The organism is Arthrobacter sp. ZBG10 (assembly GCF_001238605.1).
Lineage (GTDB): Bacteria > Actinomycetota > Actinomycetes > Actinomycetales > Micrococcaceae > Arthrobacter.
In genome coordinates, this window is record NZ_LFQH01000001.1 from 1 (window position 1) to 17,183 (window position 17,183).

The following is a 17,183-nucleotide window of genomic DNA, read 5'->3' on the forward strand; positions in this document are numbered from 1 at the left end:
GAGGCCAAGGGCCTGGGCCACGCGGTGCTGTGCGCCAGCCAGCACGTGGGCAACGAGCCGTTCGCGGTGCTCCTGGGGGATGACCTCATTGATGAGGCCGAGTCCTTGCTGAGTACCATGATGGAGGTCCAGCAGAAGACCGGTGGATCGGTGATCGCCCTGATCGAGGTTGACCCCTCGCAGATCAGCGCCTATGGCTGTGCCGACATTTCCGTGGTGGAGGGCGAGGACTACGTCCGCGTGAACTCCCTGGTGGAAAAGCCTGCTGTGGGTGAGGCGCCGTCCAACCTGGCCGTGATCGGCCGGTACGTGCTGCACCCGGCCGTGTTCGGTGTCCTGGAGAACACCCCTCCGGGCCGCGGTAACGAGATCCAGCTGACGGACGCGCTGCAGACCCTTGCCGCGGGCGAGGGCAACGGCTCCGGGGTGTACGGGGTGGTCTTCAAGGGCCGCCGGTACGACACCGGCGACAAGCTCAGCTACCTCAAGGCCGTCATCACCCTGGCCTCCGAGCGCGTGGAATTCGGCGAAGACCTCAAAAGCTGGATGAAGGCCTTCGTTAACTAGCTTTAATCAACGCTTTTCACAGGTCCGCTGCCGCAAGGCGGCGGGCCTGTTTTATTTTGATGGCAGCGGTGGCAATGAGCGCGCCTATGACTGCGCCTGACGTGTTTGTCATGAGGTCAATGGGGCTGGCAAAACGGTCCTGGAGAAACAGCAGCTGGCCCAGTTCAATGCAGCAGGAAAGCAACAAGCCCACCAGCCCGCCTTGCCACCAGCGTTTCCGGAAAAAGGCAAGGGCGGCCACAAATCCGAGCGGCACAAAAAGGGCCACGTTGGCGGACATTTCCACAAAACGGTAATTGACCCAGCGGGGGATTCCGTGCCGGTGGAGCCGGCGCAGGAAGTCCTGCAACTCATTGCCCACGGGCGCATCCACCGGCGTGGGCCAGAAGGCCACAAAGGCCAGGGGGACCATCATGGCCAGCAGGACCGCCTGCCAGAGCCGGTGGTTGTCCAGGAGCCTCACCGGGCCGCCTGGAGCCCGCGGAGGCAGGCCAGAGGCAGGCAGGTGTGTGGTGTGCTGCGCCATGGTCTCCCCATAGGTCCAATCAGTACCACAGGCGGAGCAGTCCACCGCAGGGGTTCAGGGTTAAATGTGGAAAGTGGGCGGCTTTCCGGTTTCCCGGGGCCGCCCACTTTCCGTGGTGCTTGGTGAGGCTGCTAGTTAGGCAGCAACCTCGGACTTGGCCTTGCGGCGGACAACCACAACAGAGGTTGCACCGGCAGCCAGCGCGCCGGCGCCAACCAGGGTCCAGAGGATCAGGCCGGAATCGGCACCGGTGTTGGCCAGGCCGGAGCCCGTGTTGGCCAGCGGAGCGCCGCCACCGGCGTTGCCGGATGCGTTGCCGCCGGTGTTGGCCAGGGAGGCCGCAACCTTCACTACAACGGGACCAACGGTGATGCCGGAGGTCACGCCACGGGCGGTGATGCTGTAGCTGCCTGCTTCACCCAGCGCCAGCGGGATGGAGAACGCGCCCTGTGCATCGGTGGTGGTGCCAAAGGTCTGCGGTGCCGTGAACACGCTGATCACGGAGGCGACGGATGTGGTACCCGCGCCCTGTGCAGACTCATCCAGCGGCGTTACGGTGACAACAACTTCCTCGTTCGGGAACAGGCCCGAGCCGGTGAAGGTGAAGGTCTGTCCCGGTGCCGGCGTACCGGTGGTGACAGCAGCGGCCGGCGGAGTCACCGGGTACTGGGCGGCCATGGCGGGAGCCGAGCCGATGAGTGCAATGGAGCCCGCAAGCGCGATGGTAGCGAGTGTTTTTTTCATGTGTGTCCCCCCGGAGACTTTAAGTTTTGTTGGTACCCGATTAGGAGTTTTCCCCCTCCGCACTAAGACCAGGTGCAGAACTACGGATAGTTATCCCACTGCAGACGTTACCAGCAGTCATTCCGTGTGAGCAACGTCAATCCATACGGTTTACATAGTGTTAACGCGATGGTCTTATTTTTAGCCACAGGCCGCCTCGAGTGTTGGCAGTATTACGTCTTTGACCGGCTGCACTGTAGGTGTGACAACCACGGTAGGTTCCGTGTGCTGCACGATCTTTCCAAAATTAAATTCCACCGTCTTACTTTCTCCGGGTGCCAACCGGATCGCGTAGACGCCAACTGTTCGTTCGCTGTGTATATAAGGTGCAAAAGCCACTTGCTGGCCTGTGTCCGTGACCGTCTCGATGTTTGATTGGGACGGACCGTACGCCACAACGTTTGTCTGGACTGAACCGGGCGGCACGCCATGGATACCAGCTCCAGTGACATACTCAGGAAGGGACGTTGCCGCGTCGGGCGGAGCCGTATTGGTGCTGGTTACCCGGACTGTTGTTTGCTCGTAACCGTCCTTGGGGCAGGCCTTCACCAGCTGAACCGTGCGCTTGACGTAGTAGTCCATCTTGGCTCCGGTTCCATCGTTGAAATAGACGCCGAATTGGGCTGCAGGGATGCTGGTCCCGGCTATGGAACCACTCAATTGGTACTCGCCAAGGATGTTTTGCTCTTCACTCGATGAAGACCACACGAGCACGCGCCCTTCATTAGTTCCTTGGGCCACAGCTTTTAGGAGACCGGCTGCATCACTTTTTCCTTCTGAAAGTGCCTCAAAAATCTGTTGAGCCACAACCGCAAAATAATCGTCTTGTAGCGAAGGCTGCTCGATTTTCGCGTAGACATCGGACAGCAACGTGGGAACCACGTTGTTGCCGGTCAGTTGGCTCGGCAAGCCCATGTCAGCTAGCGCGGACAATTTGGGGTCCGAGAGAGTTATGGGGCCGGTAGCCTTGAGTAAGTAGCTCAGCACCACCGGGTCCACGGAAATTACGCCGTCTACCCGCTGGCCGTTTTTTCGTTCCCACATGGCCTGGGCAGTGGCGGCTGCGGTCGGAAAATCGGGCGTTAGGTTTACGTCCTGCATGAATTTGCCAAGACGTGTTGAGTAGATCTGCTGTTGGGCAGTATCAACGGGAAGCACCGGAGTCATCACGCCTACCTCGGCTGCACTGCTTTGCCCAGATAATGTGAGGCTTCCTCTATCAAAGGTTAAGACAGCCAACGCTCCGGGAATTCCACCTGACGCACGCGATTCCGCATTGTTTTGGATCATCAGCAAGTAGTTCCTTGGAGCGTTTGCTCCGAGCATCTCAGGGGCAATTTCAGCAGCATTGGCTGCGGCATCAAGTGCCTTTGTCACATCCCGCAACTGGTCACGGGCTTGGATCAGAGGCTCTGAAATTTGCGGCAGGAGGCCGCTGCCGTCGATACGTTCAAGGCGCTCCGCTGAAACTCTGACCACGTGAGCGGCGGCGGAAACGCTCGGCGACGCGTCCTGAAGCGGCTTCAAATCCGTAGGCAAGTCACTGGGCATCAGTTTCTGCCAGTCCAGCGAGGCGAACACCTTTACGAGGGGAGAAAGGCCGAGAGTGGCCACGTCATCTGCTGAACGCGCCACTTCCGCTACGGCGCCGAAATTTCCGCCGACCCAGGGAAGGGACGACGCCAAGGTCCAGAGTGGATCGCCTGCGGCGTCACTTGCTGCGGAGGTATGAGTGCGAAGTCTAAGTACCGTTGCATTTGCAGCCGGGGAGTCATCACGCGCAATCTCATCCTTGAGTGGGGCGATCAATGCCTGCGCAGAATGTAGTTCATCACTGATCACTGAGGCCTTTAGCCCGAGCCAAAGTCCCGCAAGACCAACCGCAAGTGCAGCGGTTGCGAAACAGATTAGGACCGTTTTGACATGGCTTCGCTTCATGTTGGTCGACTGGCGTACTCGACTTCTGGAGGTTTTCTGCATGGATGATTCTTCAGTTTCTGCGATCGGCAAAGTTGGTCGCTCGACGAAAACATGTACGAACGGGAAGGTGCTTTGGAGCCTCATGATTCATCTAATACGTGTCCTAGCTAAGCCGTTGATGGTCAGTATGCGCCGGTACTGTGGAATACCGCACGGGCAGTCCGCAGGATGATTACGAGGTCTCCGGCAAGGGACCAGTTTTCAACGTAGTAGAGGTCGAGTCGGACGGAGTCCTGCCATGAAAGGTTGGATCTGCCACTTACTTGCCACAGGCCGGTTACTCCCGGCTTCACCAACAGCCGCCTACGGACGTCGCTTTCGTAGGCCTCCACCTCGCGCGGAAGTGGAGGGCGAGGACCGACAAGGCTCATCGTTCCCGCGAAGACATTAAAGAGCTGCGGAAGCTCATCGATGCTGAAGCGCCTGAGGGGTGCTCCGATACGAGTGACACGAGGGTCATTCTTCAATTTGAAGAGGGGCCCCGATCCTTCATTCGCGGTGGCAAGCGCCGCCAGTCTCGCTTCGGCGTCAACCACCATTGAGCGAAATTTCAGCATCCTAAAGTGCTCGCCCTCAATACCGACCCGTTCCTGACGGAAAAGTATCGGCCCCTGGCTGTCAATCCTGATTAGAATTGCGACGACCAACATGATTGGTGCAGCAAGAACTATTAGACCTGCCGACACGATGATGTCGAAGAGGCGCTTGGCCACTCGCTGCCCACCCTCGAGGGTGGGCGTGGTTACATGGATAAGAGGTAAGCCTGACACCTGCTGGGTGTGAATTCGCGGCCCGGCTATGTCGGTCAAGGCAGGGGCCATGATCAGCCCAACGTTTCTCGACGCCAGTTCCCACCCGAGATGCCGCAGGGTCTGCGGATGGAGTTGAACTCCGGCAGATACCGCCACAGCATCGGCTCCGCACGCGTCAATCGCGGTGACAATTGATGCGGCGTCCGGCTTCGTGCCAAGGATCTTTAGTCCCGAGTCTGGCTCGAATTCGGCAGCGTTTTCGATACCTGGCATATACGCTGCCACAGGAAGGTACCCGGCATTTTTGGCTCGGTGAAGAGAGGCTGCGAGATGCGAGACCGCGCCAGGCCCTCCGAGTAGTAGCAACCGGGACATATTCTGCCCCTGACGTCTCTTGACGTTCAGGTGTTGCCGGATGAGCCACCGGCCAAGAAGCAGACCAACTAGACCAACAGGAAGAGCCAAACCAACGTAGCCCCGGGCTGTTTCGAATCTGAAAACATAGGAAATGATTGCGACGGATCCAAACAGCCATAGGGAAGCGGCTGCCACGCGCTTGTACTCATCAGCCCCGGAGCCTAAAACTCTGGGTTGACGGCTATTCCAAGCCCCCAGCATTATCCACCAGGTGATGGCGAGTGCTAGGGATAGCCATACGTACGCCAATTCCTGGCCGGCGACAACGAAGTTGGGCTCAAGACCAAATCTGATAATAAACGCCCCGACGACCGCCCAAGTAACAACGAAGGCATCGACAATTCCTAGCAAACGCGAGGAACGGCCCCGCCAATTAGCATCGTCACTCATCCGGATTCCCCCATTTTCTAAACCGGAACCTGCATGGCCTGGTATCAGGTTGTTAACCGCGCACGGACTGTTTGTTTTCCCGGTACCAACCGACTGTGCTGCGGATGCCGTCTTTCAGCTCGATGGAGGAGGACCAGCCCGCCTGGGTCAACTTGGATACGTCCAGTAGTTTTCGCGGTGTTCCGTCTGGCTTTTCGGTGTCCCAGGCGATTTCACCTTCGTATCCGACAGCCTCCGCCACGAGACCTGCCAACTCTTTGATGGTAACGTCCGTGCCCGTGCCTACGTTGACTTGGGAAGGTCCGTCATAATTCTCCAGCAGATGAAGACAAGCCGCTGCCATGTCTTCAACGTGGAGGAACTCGCGTCGAGGACTACCCGAACCCCAATTTGTAACAATGGGAGTTCCGGCAAGTGCAGCTTCTTCGTACCGACGGATGAGAGCAGGTAGTACATGCGATCCCTCCCGCGAGAAGTTATCGCCGGGCCCGTACAGGTTTGTCGGCATTGCGGAAATCCAAGGTAGACCGTACTGACGACGAATGGCTTGTATTTGTGTTATTCCAGCGATTTTCGCGATGGCATAGGCATCATTTGTCGGCTCGAGGTGGCCGGTCAGCAACGAATCCTCGCGAATAGGTTGTTCAGCAAATTTCGGATAAATACAGGATGAACCTAAGAAGAGAAGTCGTTCAACGCCATACTCCCTGGCTGCATCGAGTACGTTCACCTGAATCCTCAGGTTATCGCTGAGGAAATCCACCGGGAACGTATTGTTCGCGAGAATCCCACCAACTTTTGCGGCTGCGAGAACCACATACCGAGGCTTATGTTCCTCGAAAAATGAGAAAACCGACTCGCGGTCTTTAAGGTCCATTTCTGAGGATGTCCGCCCGATCAGCGACGTAAAACCTTCCTGATCGAGTTTGTTCCAAATCGCGGATCCAACCAGACCGCGGTGACCGGCTACGTAGAACGGCGCGGCACGGTCTAGAGGCGCTGGTTCAAACGCCATGGCGTCGGACATCAATTCCTCCAGCTTTCGAGGTCTACGCTGTCGATCCAGTCATTGCCGGCGTGCTTCAAGGCTTCGATATCGGCATCCACCATAATGCGGGCAAGTTCCGGTGTGTGTACCGTGGCTTTCCATCCCAGTTTCTCCTGGGCTTTTGAGGCATCGCCAACAAGGGCATCGACTTCCGTAGGGCGCAGGTAGCGTTCGTCGAAACGGACATGGTCTTCCCATTTCAGCCCGGCGTGCTCGAACGAAATCTGAAGGAAGTCACGGACGGTGTAGTTTCCGCCGGTAGCGAGGACAAAATCGTCGGGCTCATCTGCTTGAAGCATGCGCCACATACCTTCCACGTACTCGGCCGCGTAGCCCCAGTCACGTACGGCATCGAGGTTTCCCATGTAGAGCAGATCCTGTTTGCCGGCCTTGATGGCGGCGACTGCTCGCGTTATTTTGCGGGTAACGAAGGTTTCACCGCGGCGTGGGGACTCGTGATTAAAGAGGATGCCGTTCACGGCAAACATTCCGTACGCTTCGCGGTAGTTTTTGGTTATCCAGTAGCTGTAAACCTTCGCGGCACCATATGGCGATCGCGGATAAAATGGCGTGTCTTCATTTTGGGGCGGTGGTGTCGCCCCAAACATCTCAGAAGAGGACGCCTGGTAGAACCGAGTCTCGATGCCGGACATGCGAACTGCTTCCAGAAGGCGAATAGTTCCGACGCCTGTGGTATCGGCCGTGTGTTCGGGTTCGTCGAAGGACACTCGCACGTGCGACTGGGCAGCGAGGTTGTAAACCTCGTCCGGCCTGATTTCGGCGAGAAGGGTCACCAGCCGGGCACCGTCGCTGAGGTCACCGTAGTGGAGGAAGAGCTTGGCCTTCGGATCGTGCGGGTCGACGTAGAGGTGATCTACACGGGCCGTGTTGAATGTCGATGCACGACGAATCAGGCCGTGCACTTCGTAGCCCTTGGACAGCAAGAGCTCTGCGAGATAAGAGCCGTCCTGTCCTGTAATTCCAGTAATCAGCGCGCGCTTTGTCATGATACCCCCAGCAATAGTGACCAATGCAAAAAAGAGTCGCCCGACCTATCGGCCGCGCGACGATGCCAGACTTGTTATGAAGTCATTGTAGTGCGCCACAGCGGCCGCTTCAGACAATATTTCGTGCCTAAATCGTAAAGCGTTCTCGGCCAATTTTGCACCGATGGATGGCTCGTTAGCCAAGGCTTCAGCTGTCAGCACTAGAGCTAGTGGGTCATCTGCGTCGACCCGCACTCCGCCTCCGGAGTTTTCGATTTCATAAGCTGTGACGCTGTCCTCGTCTGTGGCCGCTATCACGGGTACACCGGCATTGAAATAGGAAGTGAGCTTACTGGGTACGGCCATGTCTTTCACCCCGGGCAGTTCATTAACCAGAAGCACGTCCGCTGCAACGAGCGCGAGCTGAAATTCCACATCCGGTAAAGAATCAACAAAGCTAATATTTGTGATCCCGGCTGCAGACGCCTCAAGTTGTTTCCGTTGGTTACCATCCCCCATCAGTACGAAACGGACGCGGCTCCTTCTTTTGTCGGCAACTTTGGCTGCCTCGATGACATTTTCGAGGCCTTGTTTTTTGCCCATATTTCCGGCATGGAGAACTATCACGTCATCTGGTTGCCAGCCCAGGCGCTGGCGAAGCTCCGCAGCGCCGCTGGTCGGCGAGGCCGGCAAGTGGGTCCAGTTGCGAATTACTTCTACGCTGGGTTCTGGGACATGCAATGCTTTGACCATGTGCCGCTTAAAACGGTCATGAATGGCTGCGACGCCGTCTGCCGAACGCAGGATCTTGGACTCGACAGCGGTAGCGAACTGCCCGAGCTTTCCCCCTCCGGTACCAGTCTCAACGACTCCGCGACTGTAGAGGTCTTGTATCCAGATACCCACGGCCGGCCTATTTGGGCGCGATCGAATGCGAATCATGGCCAGAGCACATGAAAACAATGCCGGACTGACGACTAGGACAACGTCGGGTTTGTTCCAGCGGGCAAACATCACTCGGAGGCCAAAGCTCAATTCCATGTGGATTCGACCAACCGATGTTGGCTTGGTTGGCACATGATGCCTCAGCCGCGTTACAGATACTCCATTGATCACCTCTGTCCGCTTCCAGCCTGTGTAGCCGGGTCTGACATCCCACTCCGGATAGTGCGGGTAGCCAGTCACGACATGCACCGTATGGCCAGCAGCCGCCAGACCCTCAGCAAGGCTCGTAGTATACGGAGCATTCCCCGTAGGCTCTGGTGCGTAATTCAGGCCCAATATCGCAATGCGGAGTTTTGATCCAGTCACAGGAACATCATAAGCAGTCAATATGTCTAGGGCTGTGCGAAAGCGCAGGGGACAAGGTCGGGGGGCACAGGAGACCTGCCACCCACTCGTTAATATTTCGCGTCTTCGTGAGGACGATCAGCCAGTTTTCCTGCCGAATTCATTGCTACGGGCGGAAGTCATATATCTTGAGGTGTACCTTGCTGGCGCTTGGCATCGGAGGCCTTGTGCTGGCCCTGGGGTAAGACTCAGCGACACGCGGACAGTGTTGCGCGCCGTCGGTCTCCTGGATGGCGGCGACTTTGAAATTGGGGCATTCTTTTGTGGCACTCTTCAGTAGGGGGAAATTTGGCTGGCTTCAGCGAAAGAAACAGGGCTTCACCTCTCGTAATGTACTTAACCACATTGCCGTTTTATCGTGAGTTTTGTGTTAGAGAACTCTCCAACAGGGCTGGCTCCGACCTCTCTATATTGTCTGGACCGAGCCAGATCGGCGGTTCAGTCCGAACTGCTGTCAGCAGATCCCTATATTCGCCTCTTGGCGTCCGTTTCTTGGGCAAAGCGGCCATGGTTCATTCCGGCGGATGGCTTAAGGCTTTTCGAGCGCAATCGGTCATCGTAGACCTCAATCCACGCTGCGTCACAGCCTGGGGCATCCTCGCGCTACGCCGACTAGTCGGACGCAGGACATTGGTTTGGGGACACTTGCATCCAAGATCGGGTCCTGACAGTCCCACGGCAGCACTAAGACGCCGAATGAGAAGCCTGGCCTCGGGAACAATATTGTATGGATATGACAGCGTGCTACCAGCAAAACGTGACCTGCCACATCAGAGTGTATGGGTCGCTCCGAACTCGCTCTATGAGGCTGAGAGTCTTGGCCGGGCGCTCAATTCGCCAGTGCGCAATTCTGTTGTCTATGTTGGTCGGCTTGTCAGCGAGAAGAAGGTCGAACTACTCATCCGGGCATTTGCACTAGCAGACAAGACGGGTTTGCGACTTGTGATCGCAGGAACCGGTGATCAGAAGCAAGCACTTCAGCAGTTGAGCGTCGAACTTGGGTGTGCCAGCCAAGTTGATTTTCTCGGAGCGGTCACTGACAAGAATGATCTTGTCGACCTGTATTCACGGGCCGTTTGCGCGGTATCTCCTGGATATGCAGGACTGAGCTTGACGCAAAGTCTTGGGTTCGGGGTCCCCGTCCTCGTTGCGGACGACGAACCGCATGCTCCCGAAATAGAGCTCGAGCGGTTTGGGGGCGTCACCAGATTCAGAGAAGACTCCGCAGAGGCATTAGCGCGTGCAATACAAGTTGAGTGCGGCGATCCGATTGCAGATCTTGCAGGATCTGAATTAGCACACCTGGTAAAAAGTTACTACTCCGCGGAGTCCATGGCCGCTGGGCTACATAACGCGCTGCTGAATATCCCAGCCGAACTCGATGCTCAAGGATGGCCCGCCCGTGTCAAATAACAGCAGATCAAGAATTCCTAAGCCCCTAAGATCAGTAATTCGCTCGTTATTAAACTTCGCTGCGACCGGCAAAAATGTCACTATTGGGGTGGGCTTCAGAGCCGGCAGCGGAAGTAGAATTAACTCCCTCCACGGCCTTGTTGTGGGTAAAAATCTTTCCCTTGGTCCAGGATCCCTGATCGAGGTCGACGGGAACATTGGCGACTATGTGTTGATAGCGCGGGGGGTTCAAATAGTGGGCCGCATGGACCACGCCATTGACGAAATCGGAGTCCCAATAGTTGAGGCCGAGTGGATCGGTGATCGCGAGAGATGTGACTCTGATGCTGTGGAGATAGGCCACGATGTATGGATTGGTGCAGGCGCGTTGGTACTAGGAGGAGTGAGAATCGGTGAAGGGGCCATAATTGGTGGTGGTGCCGTAGTGGTTTCAGATATTCCGAACTATGCCATTGCTGTCGGTAATCCAGCTCGCGTTGTAAGTTTCCGCTTCGAATCAATCACCGATCGCGAGGCGCATTCTTCTGCTTTGAAGTTGTTGATCGCTACCAATCCAATCCCCTCGCATCGAGGCTGAATTACTGACAAGCCGCAACACGTAAAAGTAATCTGACATCGAAAAGTAAAAACTCGCAAATTCAGAATCAACGGAGCAGTAGATGACCAATAAACTGTTTAATCGAACTAAACGGACTGCATGGAAGCTCGCGAGCAATGCGAAAATGCTCTCCGAGTTTTTGCGAGATTATCGACGCTATGCTGCGCTTAGCACGCCGTCCAGTAAAGATGAGCTATCTAAGCTGAAGGGTCGCCAGCTGGAGTGTCAAGTTACCAAGGACTATCATCGGATCGAAAAGGGGCTATCCATATCGAAGCCGAAACGCCCCTTTGGTCTGGACCCGAAACAGAGATTGGATATTGCTCTGAGCGATAGTAGGAACGGTATCCCTGGGCAAAGTCCGGAGTACCTGTCCTATGCTGACTCTGCCTTGGAGGCCCTCGAGCTGTGGAACTTGAATGAGAAAATCGATCCGGCGGTCAGTCCTTCGGGTTCTACTTTGCCAAAGTTCGAAATTGATCAAAGTCAGCTGCAGGCTTTTTTTACGTCCAGACGAAGCATTCGCTCGTTTGATCCCGACCGCGCCCTGGATCTTGATGTCGTACGTCAAGCGATTCGCCTAGCGGGACACGCCCCATCGGTTTGCAATAGACAGTCTTGGAAGACTCACCTCTACACGGAACAAGCAGATATTGAGAAGTTGCTTTCCCACCAATCTGGGAATCGCGGATTCGGCCATACTGCGCGCGGGCTTTTAGTTGTGACCGCGGATGCCCGCCTATTTAGTGGTTCCGGGGAAAGGAATCAGCGATGGGTAGACGGTGGCCTTTTTGCCATGAGTATAGTTTGGGCTATGCATGGTTTAGGTATCAACTCATGCATGCTGAACTGGTCAAAGGGTAATTCTGCTTCAGAAGCTCTGCGTCGCGATTCAGGAATAGCTCCACAAGAAGACATCATCGTAATGATCGCATTGGGTTATGCCATGCCCGATCACCGCGTTGCACGTTCTCCACGTCGACCTGTGACTGAAATTTTTCGACATCACTAATCTTCTGGTTCTTATAATCACCCACAATCCGAGAGTTTCTCATGAAAAGTAATAAGCCCCTAATGGTGGTTCTCACCGGCGCCTACGGGAATATCGGAGACGGCGTTATTCGAAGACGCATTTTTGGTTGGGTCAGAGACCTTGGTCCTATTCACGCGTACGTTGGTAATGCTACCGATGATTGGATAGAGCAGCTGGGTCTTTCGCCGGAGGACAAGATCTACAGGTCCGCTGACAAAATCGCTTGGATGAAGCTATCCGTTTCATCCACGGCGCCGGCGGCACTCATACTGGACCCGGGCGAAGTTCCACTGGACCGTAAGGCTTTCATCCCGGAGGGCATCTTTACCGCGCTCACCTGGATGACAAGGCTCCGCGGTGGTGTCGTTGTTAGGCCACCACGTGGCGTGGGAAAGTCGGATTGGGCGACAAAGGCTGTGCATCGAATGGGAGTGGCAGCTTCTCAGATTGCGCTGTGGAGAAATCAGCGGAGTATGGATCTGATAAGGCGAGGCGAGCTTTCTCCTGATACGGCGTTTCAGGAGGACTTCACGTCAACAGGAAATGAAGAACGTCGTGACTTGATCATAAGTTTGAGGGCAGCGCGCCCATATCCAAGTCCCGCGTGGTTCGAGACTATCCGTACTATTCAGGAGTCCTATGGGGTCAAGGTCGCTGTGGCTAGTCAGGTACGTGAAGATGAGCCTCGTTCCCGTGAGCTAGCTGCTGCCCTCGGAGCAGAGTATGTCGCTTGGGGTACGGCAAAAGACCTCGCACACGAGGGGGTTCTCCGTGCCCGATACCACAACGCGAAGATTGTGGTGAGCGATCGCCTCCACGTCTTAATCCTCGCAGCATTAGCTGGCGCTGTCCCACTGGAGATTGTAGACCGTCCGAAGGACAAAGTAGCTCTTCATTTTGCCCAAATCGGGGCTCCGAAAGTCTCTATAGATGTTTCAGATTCCTCGGTGGAGGAAATGACTCGTTTCATAAACGATGCCGTATCTGGGCTTCCAAATCTACGTATGTCAATGGAGTCGGCGAGAAACTCGCTGAATAATTTTGAACAGAGGGTCCGAAATCTCGTTCAGTCTGCTGGATAAATAGTTGAGGCGCGCCAAAAAAGATAGCCGCTCACTTCCGCCTGGAATAAAACAAAGGTTCCGCATCTTATGCTGAGACAGTTCTCATGGATTGCCTTTGGGCGTTTATTCTCTGCGGTGTTGCAGTTCCTAACTTTTGTACTCTTGGCTAACAAAGTGAGTCCAGCTGAGTTTGGCATGGTGGCTGCAGTGGTAGGTGCGGCAATTGTACCTCAATCGTTTCTTGATTTTGGAATTAGTACGTACATCATAAGCGCGCGCGCGGCAGGTGGACAAGATGCGCGTGTAGCATTTGCCCTGCAATTAAATAATCGAATATCACTGGTATTTGCTTTTTTGGCTTTAATTGCTCTTTTTCTGATGGGTATTATCATTGATCCTATTTTTATTGCACTTTGTCCCTTGGCTTTTTGGGCAGCGGGCGAAAAAAATGCTGATACCTGGTTGGGTGTTGCAATTGCAGATGGGGATGCTCATCTAAATCTCATTGGCCTGATGGGCCGGCGAGTATTGTCTCTCCTTCTCCTCTTGGTCGGATTTGCTTTGAGTTTTGATGCTCCAGTTGTCTACTCGTGTGCCATGGCGATAGCTGCTTTTGGTGCGGCATGCTTTGCTCAGTTGGTTGTCAGGCGACGACTTCCCACAGCTTCTGGCGGATCAATCCGAGAGACGCTTAGTCTGTCTCGTCCATACTGGTTACATTCGTTTGCAACTCAGCTGCGAAATGTTGACGCTGCGGTTGTAGCTCTTGTCGGATCTCCGGCTCAGGCAGGGTATTATTCCGTTGCCAGCCGGATTTCTGGCCCTCTTCGTTTGGTTCCAACGTCTTTGGCATCAGTGCTACTTCCGGGTGTGGCGAAGGAAGGGAAGATATCAGTTCGTACAACTAAGCTGATCATCTTGACATTGGCAGGGATGGCTGTCATGTACGGGCTAATCGTAGCCACCGCCCCTCTTTTAATACCAAGCCTTATGGGTGCGGCTTATACACATTCGGTAATGCCCGTGCAGGCTATGTGCGTAGGTTTGATATTTGGCGCGGCTGCTTCGATGTTCGCTGCCATCCTCCAAGGCTTGGGGGAGCAAAAGTTTGTTGCGCGGTCTTCCATGGCCTCATCCCTGGCCTGTATTCCAGCAATCATTTTAGGAACCATATGGCTTGGTGCGACTGGAGCCTCTATAGGATTTGTATCATCATTTCTTCTCCAAACGTTTCTGTTTTCGATTAAGCTTTTCCAACGACGTCAGCGACGCAAACATGGACGGCACCGAGGATAAGCATTCCTGCAATAGGGTAACTCGCCGAATTGCTGCCTTGATATCGGTTTGACGACTGCTGAAGTGGATAACTGAGAACGGAGCAACGGTGGGCATCCTAACCGAGGAAAGGCCAGTCCGACATGGCGACCGGGTACTGCTGCCAAAGATGTCTTCCGGGCAGGTGCGGGTGCAAGAGGCGGCAGCCACGTCCGCCTGGAAAACGGCGCCGACTCCTCCGCCTGCCGCGGACCTTCCGCAAAGGTAGGTGTGCGGGAGGCCCTGCAACGTTCGCAATGAAGCGGCTGCTCTGATCAAAGGGAGTTTCCCTCATGACGTTCGGCAAAGTGTTACTCGCTAGTTCTAGGAGTAAGAAGCTTCAGAAGTGAAGAAAGGCTGCAATTGTTACGGCGCCAACTACGAGTACAGGGATGTAGGAGAGAGTAGTCCGGCTGACGAGATCGGTGCTTGTGAGCCGGGTACGATTAGGAACATCGCATTAATGCCGTCTGGTGGCAGGCTTCTGGCTGTCCCAGCCATCAATACAGGGGGACCCCAGCTTGAATCTGAGCGACTACGTGCGCGTATTGCGCCGCAATTGGATAGTAGTTGTTGCAACGACACTGGGGGGTTTGCTCTTAGCAGGCGCTATGTCTGCATTGCTAACGCCGACCTACACGTCGCAGACGCAACTTTTTGTCGCGATTCAAAGCTCTGGAAGTGTTCAGGAATTGCAACAGGGCAACACTTTCAGCCAAGCACGGGTCCAGTCCTATGTAAAAACTGTCGGATCTCCTGTCGTACTTCAACCCGCCTTGGATGCGCTTGGTCTCGACATGACTGCATCGGAGTTGGCAAGAAAGGTCACTGCCACAACCGATCTGGATACCGTCCTCATTAGCATTAGCGTTAAGGACACGTCACCAGCACAGGCGACTGCGCTGGCGCAAGGCATCGGCAACAGTTTGATTCGGGCGGTTGACGAACTCGAGAGGCCTAAGACCGGCGGTACGTCGCCGGTTCGCCTATCTGTAATCACACCTGCCACGGTCCCTTCGGCGCCGTCCGCGCCCAACACTCAGTTGAATTTGGTTCTCGGTCTGCTCATCGGTCTCGGATTTGGCGCCGCGCTGGCCATAGTCAGGTCTTCTCTCGATAGCCGGATAGTCGGAGAGTCTGACCTGCGTCACGTCACGGATGTCCCACTTCTGGGAGGAATAGCATTTGATCCGGAGGCCGCCCGCACCCCGCTGCTGACTCATACTAAACCTCAAAGCCCGCGAGCAGAGTCCTTTCGTCAGCTCCGCACAAATCTTCAATTTGCCAACGTTGCCGTCCAAGCCAAAAGCGTGCTTGTGACGTCGTCCCTCCCCGGCGAAGGAAAGAGCACCACGGCAGTCAACTTGGCCATCGCACTCGCTCAGGCCGGCCAAGCCGTCTGCTTGGTCGATGCCGACCTGCGCCGCCCAATGATTAGCGAGTATCTTGGCCTGGAGCGGAATGCCGGTCTAACAACCGCCCTAGTCGGAGATGCAGACATCAACGAACTACTCCAACCATGGGGTGACGACAACCTTTATATTCTGACCTCCGGTCGAATACCTCCCAATCCGAGCGAACTTCTGGGATCAGCGGAGATGCGAAACCTCGTTTCTGGACTGGAACAAGCATTTGACACCGTGATCATTGATGCGCCTCCGCTGCTTCCGGTAACAGACGCGGCCGTTCTCTCGCAGCACGTGGGTGGAGTCGTGCTGGTTGTCGGTTCGCAAAAACTTAAGCGTCAAGATCTTCAACGATCCCTTCACGCGTTGGAGATGGTCGAATCTAACGTCCTCGGAACAGTTCTCAACAGGCTTCCGACGAAGGGGGCTGATGCATACGCATATACCTATTACAGCCAACCCGAGTCCTCACCGCAGAAGACAACTTCCGAATATGCCGCTGCCCCGCAAGTTTTGCGCAGCGGTGAGCAGGAGGCGCCTGATCGCGTCTCTTCCAAAGCAGGTAGGCGTGCCACACTCTTCCCTGCCGATCGCGTCAGTAAGTTCTAGTTGGCTCGTACCTAAACCTCAGGAATGGTAATTACACCGCGGAATAGTCATTGTGCGCTTCTGCAGGCAGTTGGAGCCAGGTAGGGCTTCGATATGCTAGCCCGCGCGTGCTTCCTCGTTGCGTGCATTGGACCTTTCACGCGGGGCTGTCCCAGCCCGTCGTCGTTGTCGGACTGGCCACGGCTGTGATGGTTATGGTGGCGCCAAGCCGCCAGAAACGGCCTTGACTAGTGTTCCGGTCCCGGCTGGTTTGCAGGGAGGACGGCGCGGACGCGCAGCAGATTGCCGTCACCGAATGCACTAGGGCGTCTCTGACATCCGGCATAACTTGCAGACTATCGCGTGTCAGCATCCTCGAACACCAGGAATGTCTGCGTATCCAGCACCCCCGGCATGGATTGCAGTTGGTCGAAAATCACCCGGCGCAAGTCGATATTGTCCACTGCGCGGACCAGAAGGATCACATCGAAGTCGCCGCCCACGAGGGCCACGTGGTGTACCTCCGGTATGGCTGCCAGCAGATCCCGAAGCTCGCGCCACGAATTCTGCTTCAACTTGAGCGTCACGTAGGCAGACGACCGCAGCCCGGCTTTGATTGGGTCCACGAGTGCCGTGAACCTGGAGAGCACCCCCTCGTACGTGAGCCGGCCGATCCGCGAGTACGCATGAGCACGGGAAATATGGACGTTCTCCGCCACTTGTGTCACGGACATCCGGCCGTCCCGGGTCAGTTCCGAAATTATCTTCTGGTCGATCTCATCCAGGGGAACGGGTTCCGTCCCCTCGTCCTTCGCTGCCAATTTGTCCACGCACCCCGTCAGTAACCTGGCTCACAATTACAATACGTCTTTCATCCTAGGCAGATTGGTGCGGCTTCTCCACGGTTTCCCGAGATGCTGGATACGAAACCTCCCCAAGGTCAATACTGGGAAGGAATAGTGGCAACA

General features: G+C 55.6%; 15 protein-coding genes. 7 read left to right on the forward strand and 8 right to left on the reverse strand.

From position 1 onward, the window contains the following. A partial coding sequence (locus ACU18_RS00005) for a UTP--glucose-1-phosphate uridylyltransferase (protein WP_269430506.1) occupies nt 1-567 on the forward strand: 567 nt, incomplete at its 5' end. Between the two features lie 16 nt (nt 568-583). Here ACU18_RS00005 and ACU18_RS00010 read toward each other — a convergent pair. The 7 genes from ACU18_RS00010 to ACU18_RS00040 all read right to left on the reverse strand — a co-directional run bounded on the left by ACU18_RS00010 (nt 584) and on the right by ACU18_RS00040 (nt 8,760). Then, nucleotides 584-1,030, reverse strand: coding sequence for a VanZ family protein (locus ACU18_RS00010; RefSeq protein ID WP_050683471.1), 447 nt, complete (start codon nt 1,028-1,030; stop codon nt 584-586). A 198-nt stretch (nt 1,031-1,228) separates the two neighbouring features. Continuing rightward, nucleotides 1,229-1,837 carry an LPXTG cell wall anchor domain-containing protein gene (locus tag ACU18_RS00015; protein WP_050683472.1) on the reverse strand — a complete coding sequence of 203 codons (609 nt, stop codon included), beginning with the start codon at nt 1,835-1,837 and terminating at the stop codon, nt 1,229-1,231. 180 nt (nt 1,838-2,017) lie between these two features. Beyond that, complete coding sequence (locus ACU18_RS00020; RefSeq protein WP_231685958.1) at nt 2,018-3,856, reverse strand: DUF4012 domain-containing protein; 1,839 nt, start codon at nt 3,854-3,856, stop codon at nt 2,018-2,020. Between the two features lie 122 nt (nt 3,857-3,978). After that, nucleotides 3,979-5,415 carry a sugar transferase gene (locus tag ACU18_RS00025; protein ID WP_050683473.1) on the reverse strand — a complete coding sequence of 479 codons (1,437 nt, stop codon included), beginning with the start codon at nt 5,413-5,415 and terminating at the stop codon, nt 3,979-3,981. Between the two features lie 52 nt (nt 5,416-5,467). Further along, the gene (locus ACU18_RS00030; RefSeq protein WP_050683474.1) at nt 5,468-6,442 is read right to left on the reverse strand and encodes a GDP-L-fucose synthase family protein; all 975 of its coding nucleotides are present in this window, start codon (nt 6,440-6,442) and stop codon (nt 5,468-5,470) included. After that, complete coding sequence (gmd, locus tag ACU18_RS00035; RefSeq protein ID WP_050683475.1) at nt 6,442-7,470, reverse strand: GDP-mannose 4,6-dehydratase; 1,029 nt, start codon at nt 7,468-7,470, stop codon at nt 6,442-6,444. The genes ACU18_RS00030 and gmd overlap by 1 nt, the downstream gene beginning before the upstream one ends. A gap of 45 nt (nt 7,471-7,515) precedes the next feature. Next, entirely contained in the window at nt 7,516-8,760 is a 1,245-nt protein-coding gene (locus ACU18_RS00040; RefSeq protein ID WP_082178075.1) for a glycosyltransferase family 4 protein, read from the reverse strand. 735 nt (nt 8,761-9,495) lie between these two features. On the opposite strand from ACU18_RS00040, the gene ACU18_RS19080 reads away from it, so the two are divergent. The 6 genes from ACU18_RS19080 to ACU18_RS19095 all read left to right on the forward strand — a co-directional run bounded on the left by ACU18_RS19080 (nt 9,496) and on the right by ACU18_RS19095 (nt 16,236). Next, nucleotides 9,496-10,212 (forward strand): glycosyltransferase family 4 protein, encoded by a 717-nt coding sequence (locus tag ACU18_RS19080; protein WP_197273484.1) that lies wholly within the window; start codon nt 9,496-9,498, stop codon nt 10,210-10,212. Then, a complete protein-coding gene (locus ACU18_RS00045; RefSeq protein WP_231685959.1) occupies nt 10,202-10,789 on the forward strand; it encodes an acetyltransferase in 588 nt (195 codons plus the stop codon). Before ACU18_RS19080 ends, ACU18_RS00045 begins: the two co-directional genes overlap by 11 nt. An 82-nt stretch (nt 10,790-10,871) precedes the next feature. Further along, a complete protein-coding gene (locus ACU18_RS19085) occupies nt 10,872-11,822 on the forward strand; it encodes a nitroreductase family protein (RefSeq protein WP_082178078.1) in 951 nt (316 codons plus the stop codon). A 41-nt stretch (nt 11,823-11,863) separates the two neighbouring features. Continuing rightward, nucleotides 11,864-12,925 carry a polysaccharide pyruvyl transferase family protein gene (locus tag ACU18_RS19460; RefSeq protein ID WP_157407479.1) on the forward strand — a complete coding sequence of 354 codons (1,062 nt, stop codon included), beginning with the start codon at nt 11,864-11,866 and terminating at the stop codon, nt 12,923-12,925. A 69-nt stretch (nt 12,926-12,994) separates the two neighbouring features. After that, the gene (locus ACU18_RS19090; RefSeq protein WP_082178079.1) at nt 12,995-14,203 is read left to right on the forward strand and encodes a lipopolysaccharide biosynthesis protein; all 1,209 of its coding nucleotides are present in this window, start codon (nt 12,995-12,997) and stop codon (nt 14,201-14,203) included. A 539-nt stretch (nt 14,204-14,742) separates the two neighbouring features. After that, on the forward strand, nt 14,743-16,236 hold the full coding sequence (locus ACU18_RS19095; protein WP_082178089.1) for a polysaccharide biosynthesis tyrosine autokinase: 1,494 nt from the start codon (nt 14,743-14,745) through the stop codon (nt 16,234-16,236). Between the two features lie 335 nt (nt 16,237-16,571). On the opposite strand, the gene ACU18_RS00060 is transcribed toward ACU18_RS19095, so the two are convergent. Further along, nucleotides 16,572-17,036: an Lrp/AsnC family transcriptional regulator gene (locus ACU18_RS00060; RefSeq protein ID WP_050683543.1), complete on the reverse strand. Its 465-nt coding sequence runs from the start codon at nt 17,034-17,036 to the stop codon at nt 16,572-16,574. Between the last annotated feature and the right edge of the window lie 147 nt (nt 17,037-17,183).

Excerpts from the sequence above, each read along its gene's own strand:
- ACU18_RS00030 (WP_050683474.1), bottom strand. The coding sequence starts at position 6,442 with ATGTCCGACGCCATGGCGTTTGAACCAGCGCCTCTAGACCGTGCCGCG.
- gmd (WP_050683475.1), bottom strand. The coding sequence starts at position 7,470 with ATGACAAAGCGCGCGCTGATTACTGGAATTACAGGACAGGACGGCTCT.
- ACU18_RS19460 (WP_157407479.1), top strand. The coding sequence starts at position 11,864 with ATGAAAAGTAATAAGCCCCTAATGGTGGTTCTCACCGGCGCCTACGGG.
- ACU18_RS00015 (WP_050683472.1), bottom strand. The coding sequence starts at position 1,837 with ATGAAAAAAACACTCGCTACCATCGCGCTTGCGGGCTCCATTGCACTC.
- ACU18_RS19080 (WP_197273484.1), top strand. The coding sequence starts at position 9,496 with ATGAGAAGCCTGGCCTCGGGAACAATATTGTATGGATATGACAGCGTG.
- ACU18_RS19090 (WP_082178079.1), top strand. The coding sequence starts at position 12,995 with ATGCTGAGACAGTTCTCATGGATTGCCTTTGGGCGTTTATTCTCTGCG.
- ACU18_RS00025 (WP_050683473.1), bottom strand. The coding sequence starts at position 5,415 with ATGAGTGACGATGCTAATTGGCGGGGCCGTTCCTCGCGTTTGCTAGGA.
- ACU18_RS00020 (WP_231685958.1), bottom strand. The coding sequence starts at position 3,856 with ATGCAGAAAACCTCCAGAAGTCGAGTACGCCAGTCGACCAACATGAAG.
- ACU18_RS19085 (WP_082178078.1), top strand. The coding sequence starts at position 10,872 with ATGACCAATAAACTGTTTAATCGAACTAAACGGACTGCATGGAAGCTC.